The 18021-nt window shown below is 65.8% G+C and carries 22 protein-coding genes, 1 tRNA gene and 1 pseudogene; 13 read left to right on the forward strand and 11 right to left on the reverse strand.

Annotated features, from left to right (window positions below):
• Positions 1 to 24 precede the first annotated feature (24 nt).
• The 3 genes from hslO to B5X82_RS09405 form a co-directional block, all read right to left on the reverse strand.
• On the reverse strand, positions 25 to 924 hold the full coding sequence (gene hslO, locus B5X82_RS09395; RefSeq protein WP_079647872.1) for an Hsp33 family molecular chaperone HslO: 900 nt from the start codon (positions 922 to 924) through the stop codon (positions 25 to 27).
• A 98-nt stretch (positions 925 to 1022) separates the two neighbouring features.
• The gene (argF, locus tag B5X82_RS09400; protein ID WP_079647873.1) at positions 1023 to 1952 is read right to left on the reverse strand and encodes an ornithine carbamoyltransferase; all 930 of its coding nucleotides are present in this window, start codon (positions 1950 to 1952) and stop codon (positions 1023 to 1025) included.
• Entirely contained in the window at positions 1949 to 3139 is a 1191-nt protein-coding gene (locus B5X82_RS09405; RefSeq protein WP_079647874.1) for an aspartate aminotransferase family protein, read from the reverse strand. The genes argF and B5X82_RS09405 overlap by 4 nt, the downstream gene beginning before the upstream one ends.
• A 193-nt stretch (positions 3140 to 3332) precedes the next feature.
• Here B5X82_RS09405 and B5X82_RS26940 point away from each other — a divergent pair, with 193 nt between their 5' ends.
• A complete protein-coding gene (locus B5X82_RS26940) occupies positions 3333 to 3524 on the forward strand; it encodes a hypothetical protein (RefSeq protein WP_217699572.1) in 192 nt (63 codons plus the stop codon).
• 24 nt (positions 3525 to 3548) lie between these two features.
• A pseudogene (locus tag B5X82_RS26945) lies at positions 3549 to 3740 on the forward strand (GNAT family N-acetyltransferase); the annotation flags it as partial.
• Positions 3741 to 3751: 11 nt separating this feature from the next.
• On the opposite strand, the gene B5X82_RS09415 reads toward B5X82_RS26945, so the two are convergent.
• Positions 3752 to 4189: an SgcJ/EcaC family oxidoreductase gene (locus B5X82_RS09415; protein ID WP_235862645.1), complete on the reverse strand. Its 438-nt coding sequence runs from the start codon at positions 4187 to 4189 to the stop codon at positions 3752 to 3754.
• A 104-nt stretch (positions 4190 to 4293) separates the two neighbouring features.
• Here B5X82_RS09415 and B5X82_RS09420 point away from each other — a divergent pair, with 104 nt between their 5' ends.
• Together B5X82_RS09420 and B5X82_RS09425 are read left to right on the forward strand one after the other, a co-directional pair.
• Positions 4294 to 4533 carry a hypothetical protein gene (locus B5X82_RS09420; RefSeq protein WP_176152513.1) on the forward strand — a complete coding sequence of 80 codons (240 nt, stop codon included), beginning with the start codon at positions 4294 to 4296 and terminating at the stop codon, positions 4531 to 4533.
• On the forward strand, positions 4530 to 5000 hold the full coding sequence (locus B5X82_RS09425; protein WP_079647876.1) for a GFA family protein: 471 nt from the start codon (positions 4530 to 4532) through the stop codon (positions 4998 to 5000). The genes B5X82_RS09420 and B5X82_RS09425 overlap by 4 nt, the downstream gene beginning before the upstream one ends.
• Here the strand turns inward: B5X82_RS09425 and B5X82_RS09430 are convergent.
• The gene (locus B5X82_RS09430) at positions 4994 to 5383 is read right to left on the reverse strand and encodes a four-helix bundle copper-binding protein (RefSeq protein ID WP_079647877.1); all 390 of its coding nucleotides are present in this window, start codon (positions 5381 to 5383) and stop codon (positions 4994 to 4996) included. The two genes, B5X82_RS09425 and B5X82_RS09430, sit on opposite strands and share 7 nt — an antisense overlap.
• A gap of 190 nt (positions 5384 to 5573) precedes the next feature.
• Here B5X82_RS09430 and thrC point away from each other — a divergent pair, with 190 nt between their 5' ends.
• The 3 genes from thrC (at position 5574) to B5X82_RS09445 (ending at position 9208) form a co-directional block, all read left to right on the forward strand.
• Complete coding sequence (thrC, locus tag B5X82_RS09435) at positions 5574 to 6974, forward strand: threonine synthase (protein WP_079647878.1); 1401 nt, start codon at positions 5574 to 5576, stop codon at positions 6972 to 6974.
• A gap of 5 nt (positions 6975 to 6979) precedes the next feature.
• A complete protein-coding gene (locus B5X82_RS09440; protein WP_079647879.1) occupies positions 6980 to 8212 on the forward strand; it encodes a M16 family metallopeptidase in 1233 nt (410 codons plus the stop codon).
• Between the two features lie 129 nt (positions 8213 to 8341).
• Complete coding sequence (locus tag B5X82_RS09445) at positions 8342 to 9208, forward strand: class I SAM-dependent methyltransferase (protein WP_079647880.1); 867 nt, start codon at positions 8342 to 8344, stop codon at positions 9206 to 9208.
• Between the two features lie 17 nt (positions 9209 to 9225).
• Here the strand turns inward: B5X82_RS09445 and B5X82_RS26315 are convergent, their stop codons facing one another.
• The 4 genes from B5X82_RS26315 to B5X82_RS09455 form a co-directional block, all read right to left on the reverse strand.
• Complete coding sequence (locus tag B5X82_RS26315; RefSeq protein WP_125724102.1) at positions 9226 to 9636, reverse strand: hypothetical protein; 411 nt, start codon at positions 9634 to 9636, stop codon at positions 9226 to 9228.
• A 32-nt stretch (positions 9637 to 9668) separates the two neighbouring features.
• Entirely contained in the window at positions 9669 to 9860 is a 192-nt protein-coding gene (locus tag B5X82_RS26320) for a hypothetical protein (RefSeq protein ID WP_125724101.1), read from the reverse strand.
• Entirely contained in the window at positions 9857 to 10543 is a 687-nt protein-coding gene (locus B5X82_RS26325; RefSeq protein ID WP_125724100.1) for a hypothetical protein, read from the reverse strand. The genes B5X82_RS26320 and B5X82_RS26325 overlap by 4 nt, the downstream gene beginning before the upstream one ends.
• A 98-nt stretch (positions 10544 to 10641) precedes the next feature.
• Positions 10642 to 10935 carry a 4a-hydroxytetrahydrobiopterin dehydratase gene (locus B5X82_RS09455; protein WP_011952261.1) on the reverse strand — a complete coding sequence of 98 codons (294 nt, stop codon included), beginning with the start codon at positions 10933 to 10935 and terminating at the stop codon, positions 10642 to 10644.
• A 49-nt stretch (positions 10936 to 10984) separates the two neighbouring features.
• Between B5X82_RS09455 and B5X82_RS09460 the strand changes: the two genes are divergently transcribed.
• The 3 genes from B5X82_RS09460 to B5X82_RS09470 are packed head-to-tail and all read left to right on the forward strand — an operon-like array spanning position 10985 to position 12614.
• Positions 10985 to 11386 (forward strand): metallopeptidase family protein, encoded by a 402-nt coding sequence (locus tag B5X82_RS09460; protein ID WP_079647882.1) that lies wholly within the window; start codon positions 10985 to 10987, stop codon positions 11384 to 11386.
• Positions 11386 to 11970, forward strand: coding sequence for a heme ABC exporter ATP-binding protein CcmA (gene ccmA, locus B5X82_RS09465; RefSeq protein ID WP_079647883.1), 585 nt, complete (start codon positions 11386 to 11388; stop codon positions 11968 to 11970). Before B5X82_RS09460 ends, ccmA begins: the two co-directional genes overlap by 1 nt.
• Entirely contained in the window at positions 11967 to 12614 is a 648-nt protein-coding gene (locus B5X82_RS09470) for a heme exporter protein CcmB (protein WP_079647884.1), read from the forward strand. Before ccmA ends, B5X82_RS09470 begins: the two co-directional genes overlap by 4 nt.
• Here B5X82_RS09470 and B5X82_RS09475 read toward each other — a convergent pair.
• Both B5X82_RS09475 and B5X82_RS09480 read right to left on the reverse strand, forming a co-directional pair.
• Entirely contained in the window at positions 12611 to 14668 is a 2058-nt protein-coding gene (locus tag B5X82_RS09475) for a S9 family peptidase (protein ID WP_079647885.1), read from the reverse strand. The genes B5X82_RS09470 and B5X82_RS09475 overlap by 4 nt on opposite strands.
• Before the next feature lie 30 nt (positions 14669 to 14698).
• Positions 14699 to 15244: a hypothetical protein gene (locus B5X82_RS09480; RefSeq protein ID WP_079647886.1), complete on the reverse strand. Its 546-nt coding sequence runs from the start codon at positions 15242 to 15244 to the stop codon at positions 14699 to 14701.
• A gap of 82 nt (positions 15245 to 15326) precedes the next feature.
• Between B5X82_RS09480 and B5X82_RS09485 the strand changes: the two genes are divergently transcribed.
• The 3 genes from B5X82_RS09485 to B5X82_RS09495 all read left to right on the forward strand — a co-directional run bounded on the left by B5X82_RS09485 (position 15327) and on the right by B5X82_RS09495 (position 17748).
• A tRNA-Arg gene (locus tag B5X82_RS09485) sits at positions 15327 to 15403 on the forward strand.
• 176 nt (positions 15404 to 15579) lie between these two features.
• Entirely contained in the window at positions 15580 to 16956 is a 1377-nt protein-coding gene (locus B5X82_RS09490) for a DUF6538 domain-containing protein (protein WP_328588182.1), read from the forward strand.
• A 114-nt stretch (positions 16957 to 17070) separates the two neighbouring features.
• Complete coding sequence (locus B5X82_RS09495; protein WP_079647888.1) at positions 17071 to 17748, forward strand: hypothetical protein; 678 nt, start codon at positions 17071 to 17073, stop codon at positions 17746 to 17748.
• Positions 17749 to 18021 lie beyond the last annotated feature (273 nt).

Genomic DNA, 18021 nt, shown 5'->3' on the forward strand with positions numbered 1-18021 from the left:
CCCGTCCGATTCGCTGCCGTCCGCTCAAATCGAATCGAGCGCCAATGAAAAGCGTTTGGCGCAGAATTCGCAATCCACATGAATCTCGCCCTGCTCGTCGGCCATCCCGGCTCGCTCGTCGGGCGGAAAGCGCGCGATGACGGTGCGGATATGCGCGGGATCGCAGCGGCATCCGCGCGCCAGCGAGACACCGGGATAGGTGCGGACCTCGTCCTCGTTGAACAGCCGCCACAGGATCGTCTCGATCGGCAGGTCAGGATCGGCCAGCTCGTCCGCCGTCACCGTCTGCGCCAGCGCATGGACATGCTCCCATTCGGGATGGTCGAGGCGGGTGTGGATGCGGTCGCGGCCCTCCTCGCCCTCGGGCAGGTGCTGGACGAGCAGGCCGCCCGCGACGTGTCGGCCATCGGGCAGCCGCCGACTGGCGAGGCGGACGAGGCTCGGCAACTGCTCCGACTGGCTGAAATAGGTCTCGGCCGCCTCCGCGAGCGATCCTCCCTCAAGCGGGACGATGCCCTGATAGCGCTCACCGGTGACGGCCTGGTCGAAGGTGATCGCCAGATAACCGCGCCCGAACAGCGCGAACAGCGAGGGATCCGCCGGGATCTCGGCCAGCCGCAAGGGATCGTGGCGGATATAGCCGCGCACCTCGCCATTGCGATAATCGGCGACCATCAACTCGATCGCGCCACCCTCGGCCTGCGCCTGGAGGGTCAGCTGACCCTCGTCATGCTTGAGCGTGGAACCGAGCAACGCGGCAAGGACGATCGCCTCGGCCAGCAGCTTCTCCACCACCGGTGGATAGCCGTGGGCGCCGAGCACGGCGTCGAGCGCCGGCCCCAGCCGGACGATCCGGCCGCGGGCATGGCGTTCGGGAATGGCGAAGCCGACGGCGGTGTCGAGAATCTGGATTTCGGAAGCCACTTCAATGTCCCATCGTCACCCTGGACTCGGACCGGGATGCCGAAACAAGGTCAGCATGACGGGCGGCTATTTCAAGTCCGCCCGTCCGCCTTTCCGATTCAGCCCAGTTTGCCCAGGCACCAGAGCAGCACCGCCTTCTGGGCGTGGAGGCGGTTCTCCGCCTCGTCCCAGATCAGCGAGCGCGGCCCGTCGATCACCGCGTCGACCACCTCCTCGCCACGATGCGCGGGCAGGCAGTGGAGGAAGGCGGCGTCCGGCGCGGCCTGCGCCATCCGCGCCTCGTCGACCTGGAACGGCATCATCGCCGCCAGCTTCTCCTCGGCATGCGCTTGCCCCATCGAGATCCAGGTGTCGGTGACGACGACGTCCGCGCCGCGCACCACTTCGACCGGATCCCGCGACAGCAGGATGCCGCCGCCCCGCGCGCGCGCCTCGGCAAGGATCCCGGCGTCGGGATCATAGCCCTCCGGGCAGCCGATCCGCACCGGGAAGCCGAGCAGGCTGCCCGCCTCGACGATCGAGTGGAGGACGTTGTTGCCGTCGCCGAGCCACGCCCAGCCGAGACCTTCGATGCGCCCCTTATGCTCCAGGATCGTCTGCAGGTCGGCCATGATCTGGCAGGGATGCGACCGATCGGTCAGCCCGTTGATCACCGGCACGTCGGCATATTTCGCCAGATCGACCGCCTTCTGGTGGTCGTCGGTGCGGATCATGATCGCGTCGACATAGCGGCTGAGCACGCGCGCGGTGTCGGCGATCGTTTCGCCGCGGCCGAGTTGCATGCTGCCCGAATCCATCACGATCGTGGTGCCGCCGAGCTGGCGCATCGCCATGTCGAACGACACGCGCGTCCGCGTCGAATTCTTCTCGAAGATCATCGCGAGCGTGTGGCCGGCGAGCGGCGCGTCGCGGTCGGCGGCGCCCTTGGGCAGGCCTGCCCGCGCCTTCTTCCGCGCCACCGCTTCGTCGAGCATCAGCCGGACGCCGGCGGCGCCGGCATCGGCGAGGTCCAGGAAGCTCCGGGTCATGCCGAAGGCTCGTAGGTCCGCGCGCCGGCCGAGAGCTTCTCGATGCATTCGGCGATATGGCTCTCGTCGATCACCAGCGGCGGCAGGACACGGACGACGTTCTCGCCCGCCGCCACCGTGAGCAGCCCGTGATTGTCGCGCAGGTGCGCGACGAAGGCGCGCGCCTCGACCGCGTCCTTCAGCTTGATGCCGATCATCAGGCCGAGGCCGCGGACGCTGTCGAACACGCCGTCATGGTTGGGGATGAGCTGCTCGATCGCCTGGCGCAGCCGGTCGCCGATCGCGCGGACATTGGCGAGGAACTCGTCGTTGACCGCCACCTTGAACACCGCCTCGCCCGCTGCCATGGCGAGCGGATTGCCGCCATAGGTCGAGCCATGGGTGCCGAACACCATGCCTTTGGCCGCTTCCTCGGTGGCGAGGCAGGCGCCGAGCGGGAAGCCTCCGGCGATCCCTTTGGCCACCGCCATGATGTCCGGCGTGATGCCGTACTGCTCATGCGCGAAGAAGGTGCCGGTCCGGCAATAGCCGCACTGCACCTCGTCGAGGATCAGCAGCAGGCCCTGCTCGTCGCAGATCTGGCGCAGGCCCCTGAGGAATTCGGGCTTCGACGGGGTCATGCCGCCCTCGCCCTGCACCGGCTCGACCAGGAAGCCCGCCGTGGTGGCGTCGACCGCCGCCCGCGCCGCTTCGAGATCGTTGAACGGCACTACCTGGAAGCCCGGCAGCAGCGGCTCGAAACCGTCGCGCATCTTGGGCTGGTTGGTGGCCGAGATCGTGCCCAGCGTCCGCCCGTGGAAGGCGTTCGAGAAGCTGATGATCTTGGTCCGCTCCGGATGACCATTCGCATAATGGTAGCGGCGTGCGGTCTTGATCGCGCACTCGACCGCCTCGGCGCCCGAATTGGTGAAGAACACCGTGTCGGCGAAGGTCTTGTCGACCAGCTTCTGGGCGAAGGCCTCGCCCTGCGGGCTGCCGTAGAGGTTCGACGTGTGCATCAGCGTCGCCGCCTGGTCAGCGATGGCCTTGACCAGCTCGGGATGGCCATGGCCGAGGATGTTGACCGCGATGCCGCTGGCGAAGTCCAGATAGCGTTCGCCACGCTCGCCGATCAGATAGCAGCCTTCGCCTCGCACCGGACGCACGCCGCACCGCGGATAAACCGGCATGAGCGGGGTGATGGTCATGGCGAAAACTCCCTTTCCTTCCAAATCGGTCGAACGAACTCCGAAACGCAAAAAGGCGGCCCTCCCGGCCGCCTGTCGGAGAGCGCATATAGTGATGTGCGCCGATCCTCGTCAAACGCTTCGTCGTGGGGCCGCCGCGAGCAGCCCGGCGCGGCCATTGACGTGGGTCAGCGCGACCGGTCTAACCGCGCCCATGGAACCCTCCCCGAACCTCATCGAATGGCGCGGCGCGTTCACCAATGACGAGGTCAACGCGCTTCACGCCGAATGCTTCGACCACCGGCTGCTCGACGACGACTGGTGGTCGCAGGTCAACCGCTTCAGCCTCGGCTGGGTGTGCCTGCGCCGCGGAGGCGTACTGATTGGCTTCGTCAATGTCGCCTAGGACGGCGGCGTCCACGCCTTCGTCCTCGACACTATGGTCGCGGCGGCATTCCGGCGACAGGGAATGGCGAAGGCGCTGATCGATGAAGCGGTCGCCCAAGCGAAGCACACCGGCTGCGAATGGCTGCACGTCGATTTCGACCCGCACCTGCGGCCCTTCTATCTCGACGCCTGCGGCTTCACGCCGACCGACGCCGGGCTGATCGCGCTGCGGTAGGCCCGACAGGCTCAGCGGCGCAATATCGTCTCCCCCGTGCGCGGATTGACCAGCGTCACATTCTCCAGTGCCTGGATCCGCCATTCACCAGCGCGGCGCGTCGCCACCGCCATGATCAGCGTGTCGACCGGATGCGGCCCCGCCGGATGGGCGGCACCGGCGTTGAGGCGCGACCAGAAATGCAGGATCGCCACATCGTCGGAGATCGGATCGACGTCGGGCGCATCGATTTCCAGCGTCGAATCGCTGTAGATCGACGCGTGGATGGCCGCATGGCCGGCAACGATCTGGTCGACGCCACGCCAATAGGTGCCGAAGCGGTTCACGAAGGTGGCATCGGCGTGGAACAGCCGGCCGAACGCATCCATGTCATGCGCGTTCCATGCCGCCTCGAAGCGTTGGCCAAGGTCGGCGGGCATCATCGCTTCATCCCGGGTTTCGGTCATCATTCCCTCTTCCTATCGGCGCCCATCGGGAAAATCCAACCGCTCACATCAGCGGCCGGAGCCTCGCACGGGTCGTGCTCGTTCGATGCTGGTCCTGTGGGAGAGAAATGATGGACAAGGCGCATTTCGCTGCCGGCCATGACGGCAGCGACCATGATCTTCACGACGGTCCTCCGACACCCTCGCAATCGGGCAGCTCGGGCGGCGGTCTCGCCGCCGAGATCGGCTCGCGCGACGAGGCAAAGACCGCGCGTGGCGCCGATCCCGAGCGCACCCGCGCCACCAAGGGCGACAAGGTGCAGCCGCGCATCCCGACCCGGTCGGACCATGACGGCAGTGGCCGATGACGGGGGGCGACGGTTCACGGACGGGCGGCTGCCTGTGCGGCAAGATCCGTTACCGGCTGGCGAGCGCGCCATTCGACCCCGGCTATTGCCATTGCCGGATGTGCCAGCGCTTCGCCGGCGCGCCGGTGATGGCTTTCGCTTCGGTGCCGCTGGCGGATTTCCGCGTCGAAAAAGGCGATCCGATCCGGTATCGATCCTCCGACGTAGGTGAACGCTGGTTCTGCCCCGACTGCGGCAGCTCGCTCGCCATGCGGGTCGACCATGCCCCGGAGCTGATCGATTTCACCATGGCGACGCTCGACGATCCCACCTGGCTGCCGCCCGCTTTCCACATCTGGCGCGAGAGCCGGATAGGCTGGTTCGACACGATCGACGCGTTGCCCCGCCACGAGCGCGAGCGGCCTGCCGCCGACGACCCGCGCCAGGCTGCGATCTGGATCGACCAGCGCGCCGCCGCCGGTCAGTGAACCGTCGGCAGCGCGGCGCGGCAATCCGCCGCGCATTCGCGGCACATCTTCGCCGACAGCCGGCAATGTTCCATGTCATGACGAGCGCATTCCTCGGCGCATAGCTCGCAGGTCCGAACGCAGGTCTCGAGCATCGCCTGCAGTACCTCGATATTTCGCCCCGTCCGCCGCACCGCGACGCGCGCCGTCGCCTCGCAGACATCGGCGCAGTCGAGGCAGCTCCGCACACATTGGCGCATGTCGTCGGGCTCGGCGACACAGGCATCGGCGCAACTGGTGCAGAGTTCCGCACAGAACATCGCATGGCGCGCGGCGGTTGCCAGCACTTCGTTGGGGTCACCTGCCACGTCGGGATGCGCGGCAACCATCTTGTGGATCGACATCGGATGATCCTTCGGATTGACATAAGTTATGGAAGATAGAGCAATTTTATCTCGGCAACGTCGGGGCATCACGGCGGTTCCCGTCGTAACGGGAAGCGACGGAACACGGCCGCTCCCCTCACCCGGCCAAAACCGCGCGAAGGCCGATGCGCTTGCCGCTGCGGCCCTTCGCCGCTAAGGGCCGCCGGTCATGCAGTATGTCAGCACCAGGGGTTCGGCCCCGCGCCTCGGATTCGAAGACGTCACGCTCGCGGGACTCGCGTCGGACGGCGGCCTCTATGTGCCCGAACAATGGCCGGTCTTCTCGACCGCCGAGATCGCGGCGCTGCGCGGCCTGTCCTATGTCGACACCGCCGTCGCGGTGATGAAGCCGTTCGTCGCCGGCGCGCTCGACGATGCCGAGCTCGCCGCGCTGTGCGAGGCCGCCTATGGCCGCTTCGCCCATGCCGCGGTGGTGCCGCTCAAGCAGCTCGACCATCGCCAGTGGCTGATGGAGCTGTTCCACGGCCCGACGCTCGCCTTCAAGGACGTGGCGCTTCAGCTTCTCGGCCTGCTGTTCGAGCGCTTCCTGGCGAAGCGCGACACCCACCTGACCGTGATCGGCGCGACCAGCGGCGATACCGGCTCGGCCGCGATCGATGCACTCGCCGGCCGCGCCAAGGTCGACATCTTCATGCTCCACCCCAAGGGCCGCGTGTCCGAGGTGCAGCGTCGCCAGATGACGACGGTGCTGGCTCCTAACGTCCACAACATCGCGATCGAAGGCAGCTTCGACGACGCCCAGGCGTTGGTGAAGGCCATGTTCGCCGATGCCGACTTCGCCGGCCGCTTCAACCTGTCGGCGGTCAATTCGATCAACTGGGCCCGGCTGATGGCGCAGGTGGTCTATTATTTCTACGCCGCCGTCCGCCTCGGCGCGCCGGACCGCCCGGTCGCCTTCTCGGTCCCGACCGGCAATTTCGGGGACGTGTTCGCGGGCTATGTCGCCGCGAAGATGGGCCTGCCGGTCGCGCGGCTGATCGTCGCCACCAACGTCAACGACATCCTCCACCGCGCGCTGTCCGCCGGCGACTATTCGGTCGGCACGGTGACGCCGACCGCGGCGCCGTCGATGGACATCCAGGTCAGCTCCAATTTCGAACGGCTGCTGTTCGACCTGCACGGCCGCGACGGCGCTGCGCTGGCGACGACGATGAAGGGGTTCGAGACGAACAAGCGGCTCGATATCCCCGCCGCGATGCGGGCCGAGGCCGCCGGTCTCTTCTCGAGCGCGCGGATCGACGCCGACCGCATGCAGATGGCGATGCGCTGGGCCCATGACCGCGCGGTCGAGACGATCGATCCGCACAGCGCGATCGGCCTTGCCGCCGCGCAGGACAGCGACCTCGATCCTTCGATCCCGATCGTCACCCTCGCCACCGCGCATCCCGCCAAGTTCGGCGATGCGGTCGAGCGAGCCACCGGCACCCGCCCGACCCTGCCGGCCCGGATCGGCGAACTGTTCGAGCGGCAGGAGCGCTATGCCGTCCTCCCCGCCGAGATCGGCGCGATCGAAGGCTTCGTCGCCGAACAGGCCGCGACGGCCGCCTGACGCCCATGTCCGGCCCGCACCTCCACCGGCTGGCGAACGGCTTCACGATCGCCGCCGATCCGATGGCGGGAGTCGAGACGATCGCGATCGGCCTCCATGTCGACTGCGGCGCCCGGCACGAGGAGGCGCGGACCAATGGCCTCGCCCATCTGTTCGAGCATATGGTGTTCAAGGGTGCGGGCGGGCGCAGCGCGCGGGCGATTTCGGAAGCGGTCGAGAATGTCGGCGGCTATCTCAACGCCTACACCTCGCGCGACCAGACGGCGTTCCAGGCGCGGCTGCTCGCCGAACATCTCGACCTCGGCATCGAGCTGATCGGCGACCTGATCCGCAAGCCGCATTTCGACGCCGGCGACCTGGCCCGCGAGAAGGATGTGGTGCTGCAGGAATTGGGCGAGGCGCGCGACCTGCCCGACGACATCATCAACGATCATTTCCATTCGACAGCCTGGCCGGGGCAGGCCTTCGGCCGTCCGGTGCTGGGCGGCGAGGAGACGATCGCCGCGATCGGGGTCGACGATCTCCGCGCCTGGACGCGCAAGCATTACCGGCCCGAGAACATGGTGCTGGCGGCGGCGGGCAAGATCGACGTCGACCGGCTGGTCGCGCTGGCGGAGGAGGGCTTCGGCGACATGGAGCCGGCCCCGCGCCCGGTCGCCGAGCTGGCCGCCTATCGCGGCGGCACCTTCGTCGAGCGCCGCCGGCTGGAATCGGCGCACATCCTGTTCGGCTACGAAGGCGTCAGCTATTTCGACCCGTCCTATTATCCGCTGCTGCTGTTCAGCCAGGCGGCGGGCGAAGGCAGTTCGTCGCGGCTGTTCCAGTCGATCCGCGAGGAACGCGGCCTGGCCTATTCAGTCGGCACCTCGGTCGCCGCCTGGCGCGACACCGGCATGCTGACCGTCTATCTCGCCACCGCGCGGCGCGAGGCACAGAACGCGACCGACCTGTCGCGCGCGCTGCTCCGCGACGTAGCGGCGACGCTCACCCCGGTCGAGCTCGAGCGCGCCAAGGCGCAGATTCGCGCCACCATCCTGATGGCACTCGAATCGGTCCAGGGCCGCGCCGACCGGCTCGGCTTCCAGACGCTGGTCCACGGCGCGCCGATCGATCCCGCGACGATCGTCGCCCGGATCGACGCCTGCACCCTCGACGAGGTCCGCGCCGCCGGCGCCCGGCTGCTCGAAGGGCCCGAGACGCTGGCGACGGTGGGCCCCTCGCTCAAGGCGGCGGCGTGAACCGGGACGCGCCTTCCCATAAGCGTCATCCCAGCGGAAGCTGGGATCTCACTTCTTTCCAGCGACAGGAAGAAGGCAGGAAGATTCCAGCTTTCGCTGGAATGACGGACCAGGGCTGAGCGAAAGATCATGAACCTCACCACCCTGATCGCCGAGCCCTGGGCCGATTACGGCTTGGTTGATTCCGGCCATGGCCGGAAGCTCGAACGCTATGGCCGCTTCCGTTTCATCCGGCCCGAGCCGCAGGCGATGTGGGCGCCCGCCTCGCCCAACTGGGAGGCGGACGGCGACTTCATCGGCGCGTCGGACGAGGATGGCGGTGGCCAGTGGCACCTGTCGCGCGACGTGCCGCGCGGCGGCTGGCACCTGCGTTGGGAGGAGGTGCGCTTCACCGCGCAGAACACCCCCTTCCGCCACCTCGCCTTCTTCCCCGACATGGCGCCGCAATGGGCGTGGATGCGCGACCGGACCGCCGAGGGCGACGAGGTGATGAACCTGTTCGGCTATACCGGCGTCGGCACCCTCGCGCTCGCAGCCAAAGGCGCGCGGATGACCCATGTCGACGCGTCGAAGAAGTCGGTCGAGGCGGCCAAGGCCAACGCCTTCCTGTCCGACATGGCCGACCGCCCGATCCGCTGGATGGTCGACGACGCCGCCAAGTTCAGCGCGCGCGAGGTGCGGCGCGGGCGGCGCTATGACGGCATCTTCCTCGATCCACCCAAGTTCGGGCGCGGCCCCAATGGCGAGACCTGGCGACTGGAGGAGGGCCTGCCCGGCCTGATCGCCGATTGCCGCGCGCTGCTCGACGACCGGTCGAAGTTCCTCGTCCTCACCGTCTATGCGATCCGCATGTCGGCGCTGGCGATCGGCGAACTGCTCCGCCAGGCGACCGCCGATCTTGGCGGCACCGTCGAGGTCGGCGAGATGGCGGTGCGCGAGGAGGAACGCGGCCTCTTGCTGCCGACCGCGATCTTCGCGCGGTGGTCGCGAGGCTGACTATCTAAGCAAAACAGCTAATGCCGAGCTCTTTGAGAAGCAGTTCCACACCCATTGGCAACGATCGGTTCCAGGCTTCTCTGTTGGTCTCCATTGCAAGCGACCTCCACGCTGTGGTCGCCCACCTCCATCCGACAATCGCTCGGCATATGGGCCGTTATATACGCAAAGCCATAGCTGCGCGTCACACCCTCTCGCATGAAGGTCACGCAGATCGCCCCTTCGCGCCCCTTCGCAGATGCCAAGCCGACGAACTGACCAGGGGACAATCTGGCGATCCGTTTCACGTCGCCGGCGAAATCGACTGAAATGTCGGACAAAGGCTCAGCGGACCGGTTATGAAGCGTCACCGATTTGGGAGAGATCTCGTTGCAGGCCGTCAGCAATAGACCGATGAGCGAAATCGGCGGTGCGCGCCTGGCGCTCATTGGATTTCCCTTCCCGCAGATCATGGAACCCTTCAACGATCCTCGTCGAACTGGCGTATGATCGCCGCCAGCAAAGGCAACCCAAGGAAGAAGAACCAGAACGCCCAACTGGGAGGTCCTTTATCTACACCGGGTGGCGGATCGCCCGGAAAACAACTCGGCGCCCAATAGGAAAAATAGACCAGCACGAATACCCAAAACAAGGTCCAGCGAAGGGTCTTCATTTTTGTTTGCCTTTTGACCTAGCATAGGTTTTGTACATTTCGTTAGCTGCCCCGTGGGCAAAGGCTTCATATGGAATACCCTGATAATTGCCTTTTCCCGACAGAATACCTCCGACTATCCCTAGCACATAAGGCCGATAAAATCCGGCCCCTCCATCCGCTTCAAATTGCGCCGAATGATAAGCCTCTTCGAACGGCGTAGGAGAATTGAACTGCACGACATCGACAAAATCTTCGGGATGAACATAAACCGTATCCCCTTGGGTTACCGCGCCACCGCCCCCATGATAACCAAGTCGGGTTGGAATACTTGCCTCTTTATCGAGACCAGGAACAAATTTGAGACTGTCTACCTGACTTGCCGGCATACCGTGTGACGTCAAATATTCTTTGATAACTCTCTTTTGTACGGCATCCGGTCTATAGGTCGGGTAACCATTCTCAAGTTTAATACCGAGCTGCCGACCACTGTCACCCTGCTTCATCGAAATGGCCGGCGCTATGGTAGTGACCTTGAACTTCGTGTTCGGGTCGGGCTGCGGTAGCCGCCTTCCGGAATTTGCCAGCTTTGCCGACCGCACCTTAGCGGCAGCCTCTTCCATCAACAGCCTATCCCAATAGGAACGCGGTTCGTCCGGCGTGCTATCGCGCGCTAAAGGAATTTTTTTCGAAAAATTGGTCACGGCATTCTCCCATTGCCGCAGCCTTATCGCTGCCCATCGCTCATAACGATCTCAGCGAAATTGTCAAGAACAAATAGAGAACATTAGCAGATCGACCGCTACTCGGCAAGCGCCTCGATCGCCTCCGCCATCGCGACGTCGCGGTGCGACAGGCCGCCCGCGTCATGGGTGGTCAGCAGGATGTCGACCCGGTTCCAGACGTTCGACCATTCGGGATGATGGTCGTGTTTCTCGGCATAGAGCGCGACCCGGGTCATGAAGGCGAAGGCCGCGGAGAAATCGGGGAAGGTGAAGCTGCGGCTGATCGCGTCGCGGCCGTCATCATAATCCCAGTCGGGCAGGGCATCGAGCGCGTCGGCGCGCTCCTCGTCGGTGAGGGGTTCGATCGACATGGCATCCTCCGCTGGCGCGATCCGTTTCTGCTCTTTATGTCGGCCGAAGATGAGCGAAGGTCAAACCCTGGCGCCCGGCGCCGACCGGATCGAGGCGATCGCGCGCGCGACGATCGCGAAGCTGCCGCCCGCCTTCGCCCGCCACCTGGGCGACGTCGTCCTGAAGATCGAGGAATTCGCCGACGACGCCACCCTCGACGAGATGGGGATCGAGAATCCGTTCGAGCTGACCGGCCTCTACACCGGCCTGCCGATCGGCGCGAAGTCGGTCGACCATTCGGGGACGATGCCCGACATGATCCACCTGTTCCGCCGCGCGATCCTCGACGAATGGGTCGAGACCGGCGTCACGCTGGAGGCGCTGGTCGCGCATGTCGTGATCCACGAGATCGGCCATCATTTCGGCCTGTCCGACGCCGACATGCACGCGCTCGAGGAGATGGCCGGCTGATGGCCGCACGGCTGGCGTTCGACCGGGTCGCCTGCCTGCGCGGCGACCGGCTGCTGTTCGAGGGGCTGAGCTTCGCGCTGGAGGCCGGTGGCGCGGCGCTGCTGACCGGCCCCAACGGCGCGGGCAAGTCGAGCCTGATGCGGATCGCGGCGGGCCTGCTCCCCGCTTCGGCCGGCGCCGTCGTGCGCGAGGGCGGGGCCGCCTTCACCGGAGAGACCGCCGCGCTCGATCCGCGCCTGCCGCTGGCGCAGGCGCTCGGCTTCTGGGCGAAGCTCGACGGCGCCTCGCCGACCGATGTCGACGCCGCGCTCGATCGGATGGCGATCGCCAATCTCGCGCAGGTGCCGGTCCGCCTGTTCTCGACCGGCCAGCGCAAGCGCGCCGCGATCGCCCGGGTGATCGCCGGCCGCGCGGCGATCTGGCTGCTCGACGAACCTGGCAACGGCCTCGACGCCGCCTCGGTCGACCGGCTCGCCGAAGCGATGGCCGCGCACCGGGCGGCGGGCGGCATCGTCGTCGTCGCGACGCACCAGCCGCTGGCATTGCCCGGCGCGGTCGAGATCGCGCTGGGGATGCGCGCATGAGCGCCTGGGCGGCGATCATTCTGCGCGACGTCCGCCTCGCCTATCAGGGCGGCGGGGCGCTGCTGCCGCTGATCTTCTTCCTGCTGGTCGCGACGCTGTTCCCCTTCGCGGTCGGGCCCGACGGCGCGCTGCTGGCGAAGGTGGGTGGCGGCGCGCTGTGGATGGCGGCACTGCTCGCGGCGCTGCTGCCGGTCGACCGGCTGGTCGCGCCCGATGCCGAGAGCGGCGTGCTCGATCAATATGCGGTGCGCGGCCTGTCGGACGAGGGCGTCGCCGCCGCCAAGATCGCCGCCCACTGGCTGGGCTTCGGCCCGCCGCTGATGATCGCCGCCCTGCCCGCCTCCGCGCTGCTCAAGCTCGACGGCGCGACGCTCGGCCGATTGGAGCTGGGCCTCGCCGTCGGCACCCCCGCGCTCGCCGCGCTCGGCGTGATGACGAGCGCGCTGACCCTCGGCCTGCGCGGCGCGGGAGCGCTGGCGGGGCTGGTCATGCTGCCGCTCGCGGTGCCGCTGCTGATCTTCGGCGCGGGCGCGCTGGGGCCGGACGGCATGGGCGCGCTCAAGCTGCTCGGCGCCACCGCCCTGATCCTCACCGCGCTGGCGCCCTTCGCCGCCGGGGCGGCGTTGCGGGCAAGTCGGGACTAGACCTGCGTCAGCACGAAGGCATAGGCCTCCGCATCCTCGCGCAGCGATTCATAGCGGCCCGACTTGCCGCCATGCCCCGCGCCCATGTTGATCTTGAGCAGCAGCAGATTGTCGTCGGTCTTGGTCGCGCGCAGCCGGGCGGCCCATTTGGCGGGCTCCCAATAGGTGACGCGCGGATCGTTGAGGCCGCCGGTGATCAGCATCGGCGGATAGGGTTTCGCCGCGACATTGTCATAGGGGCTGTAGCTGCGGATCAGCTCGAACGCCGCCTTGTCGGTGATCGGGTTGCCCCATTCGGGCCATTCGCCCGGCGTCAGCGGCAGGCTTTCGTCCTGCATCGTGTTGAGCACGTCGACGAAGGGCACGTCGGCGACCACCGCCCCCCATAGCTCGGGATCGGTGTTGGCGACGACGCCCATCAGTTCGCCGCCCGCGGAGCCGCCGTTGATCGCAATGTTGCCGGCGCGGGTGAAGCCCGCCGCGATCAGCCCGCGCGCCGCATCCGAGAAGTCGTGGAAGGTGTTCCAGCGCTGTTCGGCCTTGCCTTGCAGATACCAGTCATAGCCGAGATCGTCGCCGCCCCGGATATGGGCGATCGCATAGGCCCAGCCGCGATCGATCATCGACAGCCGCACGGTCGAGAAGCCCGGCGGGATCGCATGGCCATAGGCGCCATAGGCATAGAGGAAGAGCTTGCCCGACCCGTCCTTCGGGAAGCCCTTGCGATAGACCACCGACACCGGGATCGCCTTGCCGTCGCGCGCGGGGACCATCAGCCGCTCGGTCGCGTAGAGCGACGGATCATAGCCCGACGGGATCTCCTGCACCTTGAGCGTCGTCAGGGTGCGCGCGGCGGGGTCATAGTCGAACACCGTCTGCGGCGTGACCATCGACGCATAGCTCAGCCGATAGGCGGGCGGATCATATTCGGGATTGCTGCCGAGGCCGGCGGTGTAGCTCGCCTCGGGAAAGGCGATGCGATGCTCGGCGCCTTCATAGCCGCGCAGACGGACCTGATCGAGGCCGTCGACCCGCTCGGTCAGCACCAGGTGCCTGGCGAAGGCGGTCAGGCCGCGAATATAGACGCGGTCCGAACCGGCGATCACCGTCTCCCACCGGCCCGGATCAGCCGGATCGGCGCGCGCCACGCGAAAGTTCACATGGTCGTCGTTGGTCAGGATCCAGAGCGATCCATGCGCGCTGTCGACCGAATATTCGCGCTTCACCTGCCGCGCGCTGACCAGCAGCGGCGCGGCGCCCGGATCGTCGGCGGGGACGAGGCGGACCTCGCTCGTCTGGTTGTCGCCGGTGGCGACGACGATCCAGCGGTCATCCTGGGTCTTGCCGACGCCGACGTTGAAGCCGAGCTCCTCGGTCTCCTCGTACAGCGTCCGATCGGTCGCCGGGTCGGTGCCGAGGATGTGGAACCGCGCGCGATAGGTGCGCCAATTGTCGTTGACCTCGGTGTAGACCAGGCTGCGCGAGTCATTGCCCCAGGCGACCGCGCCGTTGGCGACCGTCGTGACCGTCTCGACGTCCTGTCCGGTGGCGAGGTCGCGGATGCGCAGCTCGAACCGTTCGGCGCCACTGCGATCGGCCGACCAGGCGGCGAGCCTGCCGTCGGGGCTGACGCTCAGCACCTGCAGCCGGAAATAATCGACCGACGCGGCCTCGGCCGGTTCGTCGAGGATCACCGTCTCTCTAGCATCTGCGCCATCGGCCGGCTTGCGATACCAGAGACGATATTGGCCGCCCGGCTTGTAAGCCCACCAGTAGAGCCAGTTGCCGTCCTTCTGGGGAACGCTGGCGTCGTCCTCCTTGAGGCGGCCCTTCATCTCGGCGAACAGGGTCTCGACCAGCGCCGCGTGCGGCCGCATCGCCGCTTCGAAATAGGCGTTCTCCTCGCGCAGATAGGCGAGGATGTCGGGATCGTCGACGGTCGGGTATTTCGGGTCCTTGAGCCAGGCCCAGGGATCTTCGACACGGTGGCCGTGGCGGCTGTAGCTGTGCGGGCGGCGGGCCGCGACGGGCGGCGCAGGCAGGTCGTGGGTCATTTCCGGAAACCTTGGGAATCGGCGGGGGAATCAGGCGGGGAGCAGCGCCGTCAGCAGGGCGCGTTCGGCCTCCTGAAGCTCCTGGAGCTGCCCCTGCGCCTCGGCGATAGCGGCTTCGCTGGCCGAATCGCCGGCCTCGATCGCCGCCTCGCGGCGCCGGTCGAGCTCCGCCATCGCGTCGGCGACGGGAAGGCGGGCGATGTCGGCATTGCTGTAGGCCTGCTGCCCGGCGACCCAGGCCTCGCTGCCCTCGGGCGCGGAGCGGCCCGCCTCGATCGCGGCGCGCGCCTTCTCGACCTCGGCGCGGAAGGCCGCGTCGGCGCTGCGCGCGCCGGCGATGATCTGGGCGATGTCGGCCGATGGCGCCGGCGGCGCGGGCGTGGCCGGCGGCGCGGGAGGCACCGCCTCCGCCTGCATCACCTCGCGCTCGATCGGGCGCGGCACGAGCGAAGGATAGCCGGTCCGCGTATCGGCGCAGCCGGTCAGGCCCGCGAGCCCCACGAGGCCGGCAAGGCCCGCAACACCGGCGAGCCCCATGCGGAGGGCTGGAAAGGCATGGAAAAGGCGGCTTTTCATGGCCAAGCTCTAGGCCCGCGATAAAATCTGCGCAACGGGGTTGCGTCCGACGCGATCCCCGACTAGATGCCCCCCTCACAGCGCGCCCGTAGCTCAGCTGGATAGAGCATCAGACTACGAATCTGAGGGTCGGACGTTCGAATCGTTCCGGGCGCGCCAATTTTCCCCAAATCGTTGGAAAAACTGTAGAAAAACGGTCCGGCAAACCGTCTTGCTACACAGTCCTGCTACACGATCAGCACGATGATCCGGCCCTAACTGTCGGAAATCGTTCGCGGAAACGACAATCTGGCTGCTACACAAACCCACCCCACATTCGAACGCATGGCGTCGTTCTGCGGGGTAAGCGCTATTATTTCCGGCGACGCGTCCCCGCATCATTGGTGGCGACCGTTGGGCGACGAGAAATCTGGCGATCGTTGGAGACCGACAGCCTCACCACGGCCCAGCGCCGCTCGCATCAGGTCGCGGCCACCATCGAGCACGAGTTCGAGATGGCTCGACAGCGGATCGGCTTTTCTCTCGATTCCAATCTGCTTCTGAAGACACCGTCGGTCCCTCTCATCATTGAGGTGCCTCCTCCCGCCGAGTCTGCTGCGCCACGACCATCGTTCCGACAGGTCTATGACGCATATATGAGCGACCCAACCCACGATTGGTCGCCCCGAACGAGATTGGCTTACGAGACGACCCGTCGATTGGCATTGGCGGTCTTCGGCGACGAGACTCCGATCCATTCAATAAACCGCGCTCGATGTAGGGCCTTCATCGAGACCTTGCGTTGGCTGCCGCGCAACGCCTCGAAGCGATTTCCAGACATGAGCCCGGTCGATGTTGCCGAACGTGCCAAGGCAAACGGCCTGACCGACCTAATCAGTGCAGCGAACATCAATACCTACGTCAATAAGCTGTGCGGCGTGCTCAATTGGGCGATCAAGGAAGAACTGATCGACCGCAACCCGGCCGCTGGACTGAAGGTGCCTGATCCGACCCAACGGCGCGACAAGCGCGAGCCGTTCACTACGCAGCAGCTACAAGCGATTTTCTCGGCGCCGCTCTACGTCGGCTGCCAAGACGATGGGCATGGCTACGCACGACCAGGATCGAATCGGCCTCGTAATGCGCGCTTTTGGATACCACTGATCAGCTTGTTTGCAGGCCTGCGCCTCAACGAAGCATGCCAACTCGATGTTGCCGACATCAGGATGGTCGAAGGAGTAGCGTGCTTCACCATCACTGCGATGGCGACCACGCCGGACACTGACAAGCGACTCAAGACCGCATCGAGCGAGCGCTTGATCCCTATTCATCCTGAACTTCTTGCGCTTGGTTTCATGGAGTTCGTCGCGCAGCGCGCAAAAGCTGGCGAAACGAAGCTGTTCGCAGAAGTCTCCCTTGGCGCGACGGGATATCGATCAGCGACGTTCTCAGCATGGTTCGCGCGGTTTTGCGCCAAGGCGGGAGCGAGCAGCAGGAAAACCTGCTTCCACAGTTTCAGACACGTCTTCCGCGACGCCCTGCGGGAAGCCCGTGTCGATCGTGACATCGCTCTGGCTCTGGGCGGTTGGTCCCGTCCGAGCGGCGCTGGTGGATCAGCTTCGGTGTCTGATGCCTATGGGAGCGGCTACAAGATCGGTACCTTGTTAGAGGCTATCAGCAGGGTGCGATATCCCGATCTTGATCTTGCCATTCTGCACTTGGTTAAGTCCTGAAATCCCTGAACCGCTAAAGCCGAAAGGGCGGCGACGCCCCCCCCCATCGCTTTACATGCGGCAGCGGGTTATTACGGATGTGCACTTAATTCCAGGGTAGGCAATCACAACCCAATGACAACGATCAGCGACTTTGAACGGAGCATCGCCGCTGCACGGCAACTTACGGCGATGTACGTGGAGCTTCGCTCCGCGCGAGGCCTTGGGAGGCGCGGCAAGTTGAACGCGGCCAACCAAGATTTGCTATGGATGCCCAGATCAGCAGTGGTGGCAGCCATTTCAGCAATGGACGCCTATATTCACGCTGTCTTGGAGGAGCGCATTCCCCTGGCGTTAGCCGCAGCGGATATACCGGACGCCTTAGCAAACGCGATGGCCGATCTTCTCCCGATCAAAAGCGGAAACAACTTCAAGTCGGCCTACCCAGTCCTCTCCAGCCCAAATACACCCACTGTGCTCGCCACCCGGCTGCGCGATCAGAGCCTCCAGTTCCTATCCTACCAAGCTCCCGAGAAGATCATTGCCGCGTATAGCTTGATCGGCAGCGCCGGAATTTTCGAGGAGGTCGCCGCTCTATGGCCGGGACCAGGAACAACTGCCGATGAGATCAAGCGTCGGCTTGCCAGTTACGTTAAGCGGCGGAACCAGATTGCTCACGAAGGCGATTATGAATCCGGCGGAACGGTCCGACAAATGCAGCCGAAATATGCAAATGACTGCACCGAATTTATCACGAACCTAACACTGCGCCTCGACCGCGTGATCTACGGCGATCGGGCCGCGTTAGCTTGACTAACTCGGGTCGCCTTTAACCATACGACGGCTTGCTACGCCAGCCTTCGAGCCAGATTGTCGTTTCCGCGAACGATTTCCGACAGTTAGGGCCGGATCATCGTGCTGATCGTGTAGCAGGACTGTGTAGCAAGACGGTTTGCCGGACCGTTTTTCTACAGTTTTTCCAACGATTTGGGGAAAATTGGCGCGCCCGGAACGAGACGGCTGCGGAGTGTCATGCTGGTCAGACGATCTGCGAGCCATCGTGGTATGATCGGGCGGCATCATTGG

Origin of the sequence: Rhizorhabdus histidinilytica (assembly GCF_900167915.1) — a bacterium.
In the GTDB taxonomy this organism is placed as follows: Bacteria; Pseudomonadota; Alphaproteobacteria; order Sphingomonadales; family Sphingomonadaceae; genus Rhizorhabdus; species Rhizorhabdus histidinilytica.

Coding starts and splice junctions, on each gene's coding strand:
- B5X82_RS09475 (WP_079647885.1), bottom strand. CDS start 14,668: ATGACCCACGACCTGCCTGCGCCGCCCGTCGCGGCCCGCCGCCCGCAC.
- B5X82_RS26940 (WP_217699572.1), top strand. CDS start 3,333: ATGGAACCCTCCCCGAACCTCATCGAATGGCGCGGCGCGTTCACCAAT.
- B5X82_RS26320 (WP_125724101.1), bottom strand. CDS start 9,860: ATGAAGACCCTTCGCTGGACCTTGTTTTGGGTATTCGTGCTGGTCTAT.
- B5X82_RS09405 (WP_079647874.1), bottom strand. CDS start 3,139: ATGACCATCACCCCGCTCATGCCGGTTTATCCGCGGTGCGGCGTGCGT.
- B5X82_RS09460 (WP_079647882.1), top strand. CDS start 10,985: ATGAGCGAAGGTCAAACCCTGGCGCCCGGCGCCGACCGGATCGAGGCG.
- B5X82_RS09445 (WP_079647880.1), top strand. CDS start 8,342: ATGAACCTCACCACCCTGATCGCCGAGCCCTGGGCCGATTACGGCTTG.
- thrC (WP_079647878.1), top strand. CDS start 5,574: ATGCAGTATGTCAGCACCAGGGGTTCGGCCCCGCGCCTCGGATTCGAA.
- B5X82_RS09430 (WP_079647877.1), bottom strand. CDS start 5,383: ATGTCGATCCACAAGATGGTTGCCGCGCATCCCGACGTGGCAGGTGAC.
- B5X82_RS09425 (WP_079647876.1), top strand. CDS start 4,530: ATGACGGGGGGCGACGGTTCACGGACGGGCGGCTGCCTGTGCGGCAAG.
- B5X82_RS26315 (WP_125724102.1), bottom strand. CDS start 9,636: ATGAGCGCCAGGCGCGCACCGCCGATTTCGCTCATCGGTCTATTGCTG.
- argF (WP_079647873.1), bottom strand. CDS start 1,952: ATGACCCGGAGCTTCCTGGACCTCGCCGATGCCGGCGCCGCCGGCGTC.
- B5X82_RS09440 (WP_079647879.1), top strand. CDS start 6,980: ATGTCCGGCCCGCACCTCCACCGGCTGGCGAACGGCTTCACGATCGCC.
- B5X82_RS09470 (WP_079647884.1), top strand. CDS start 11,967: ATGAGCGCCTGGGCGGCGATCATTCTGCGCGACGTCCGCCTCGCCTAT.
- ccmA (WP_079647883.1), top strand. CDS start 11,386: ATGGCCGCACGGCTGGCGTTCGACCGGGTCGCCTGCCTGCGCGGCGAC.
- B5X82_RS09455 (WP_011952261.1), bottom strand. CDS start 10,935: ATGTCGATCGAACCCCTCACCGACGAGGAGCGCGCCGACGCGCTCGAT.
- B5X82_RS09415 (WP_235862645.1), bottom strand. CDS start 4,189: ATGATGACCGAAACCCGGGATGAAGCGATGATGCCCGCCGACCTTGGC.
- B5X82_RS09420 (WP_176152513.1), top strand. CDS start 4,294: ATGATGGACAAGGCGCATTTCGCTGCCGGCCATGACGGCAGCGACCAT.
- B5X82_RS09495 (WP_079647888.1), top strand. CDS start 17,071: ATGACAACGATCAGCGACTTTGAACGGAGCATCGCCGCTGCACGGCAA.
- B5X82_RS09480 (WP_079647886.1), bottom strand. CDS start 15,244: ATGAAAAGCCGCCTTTTCCATGCCTTTCCAGCCCTCCGCATGGGGCTC.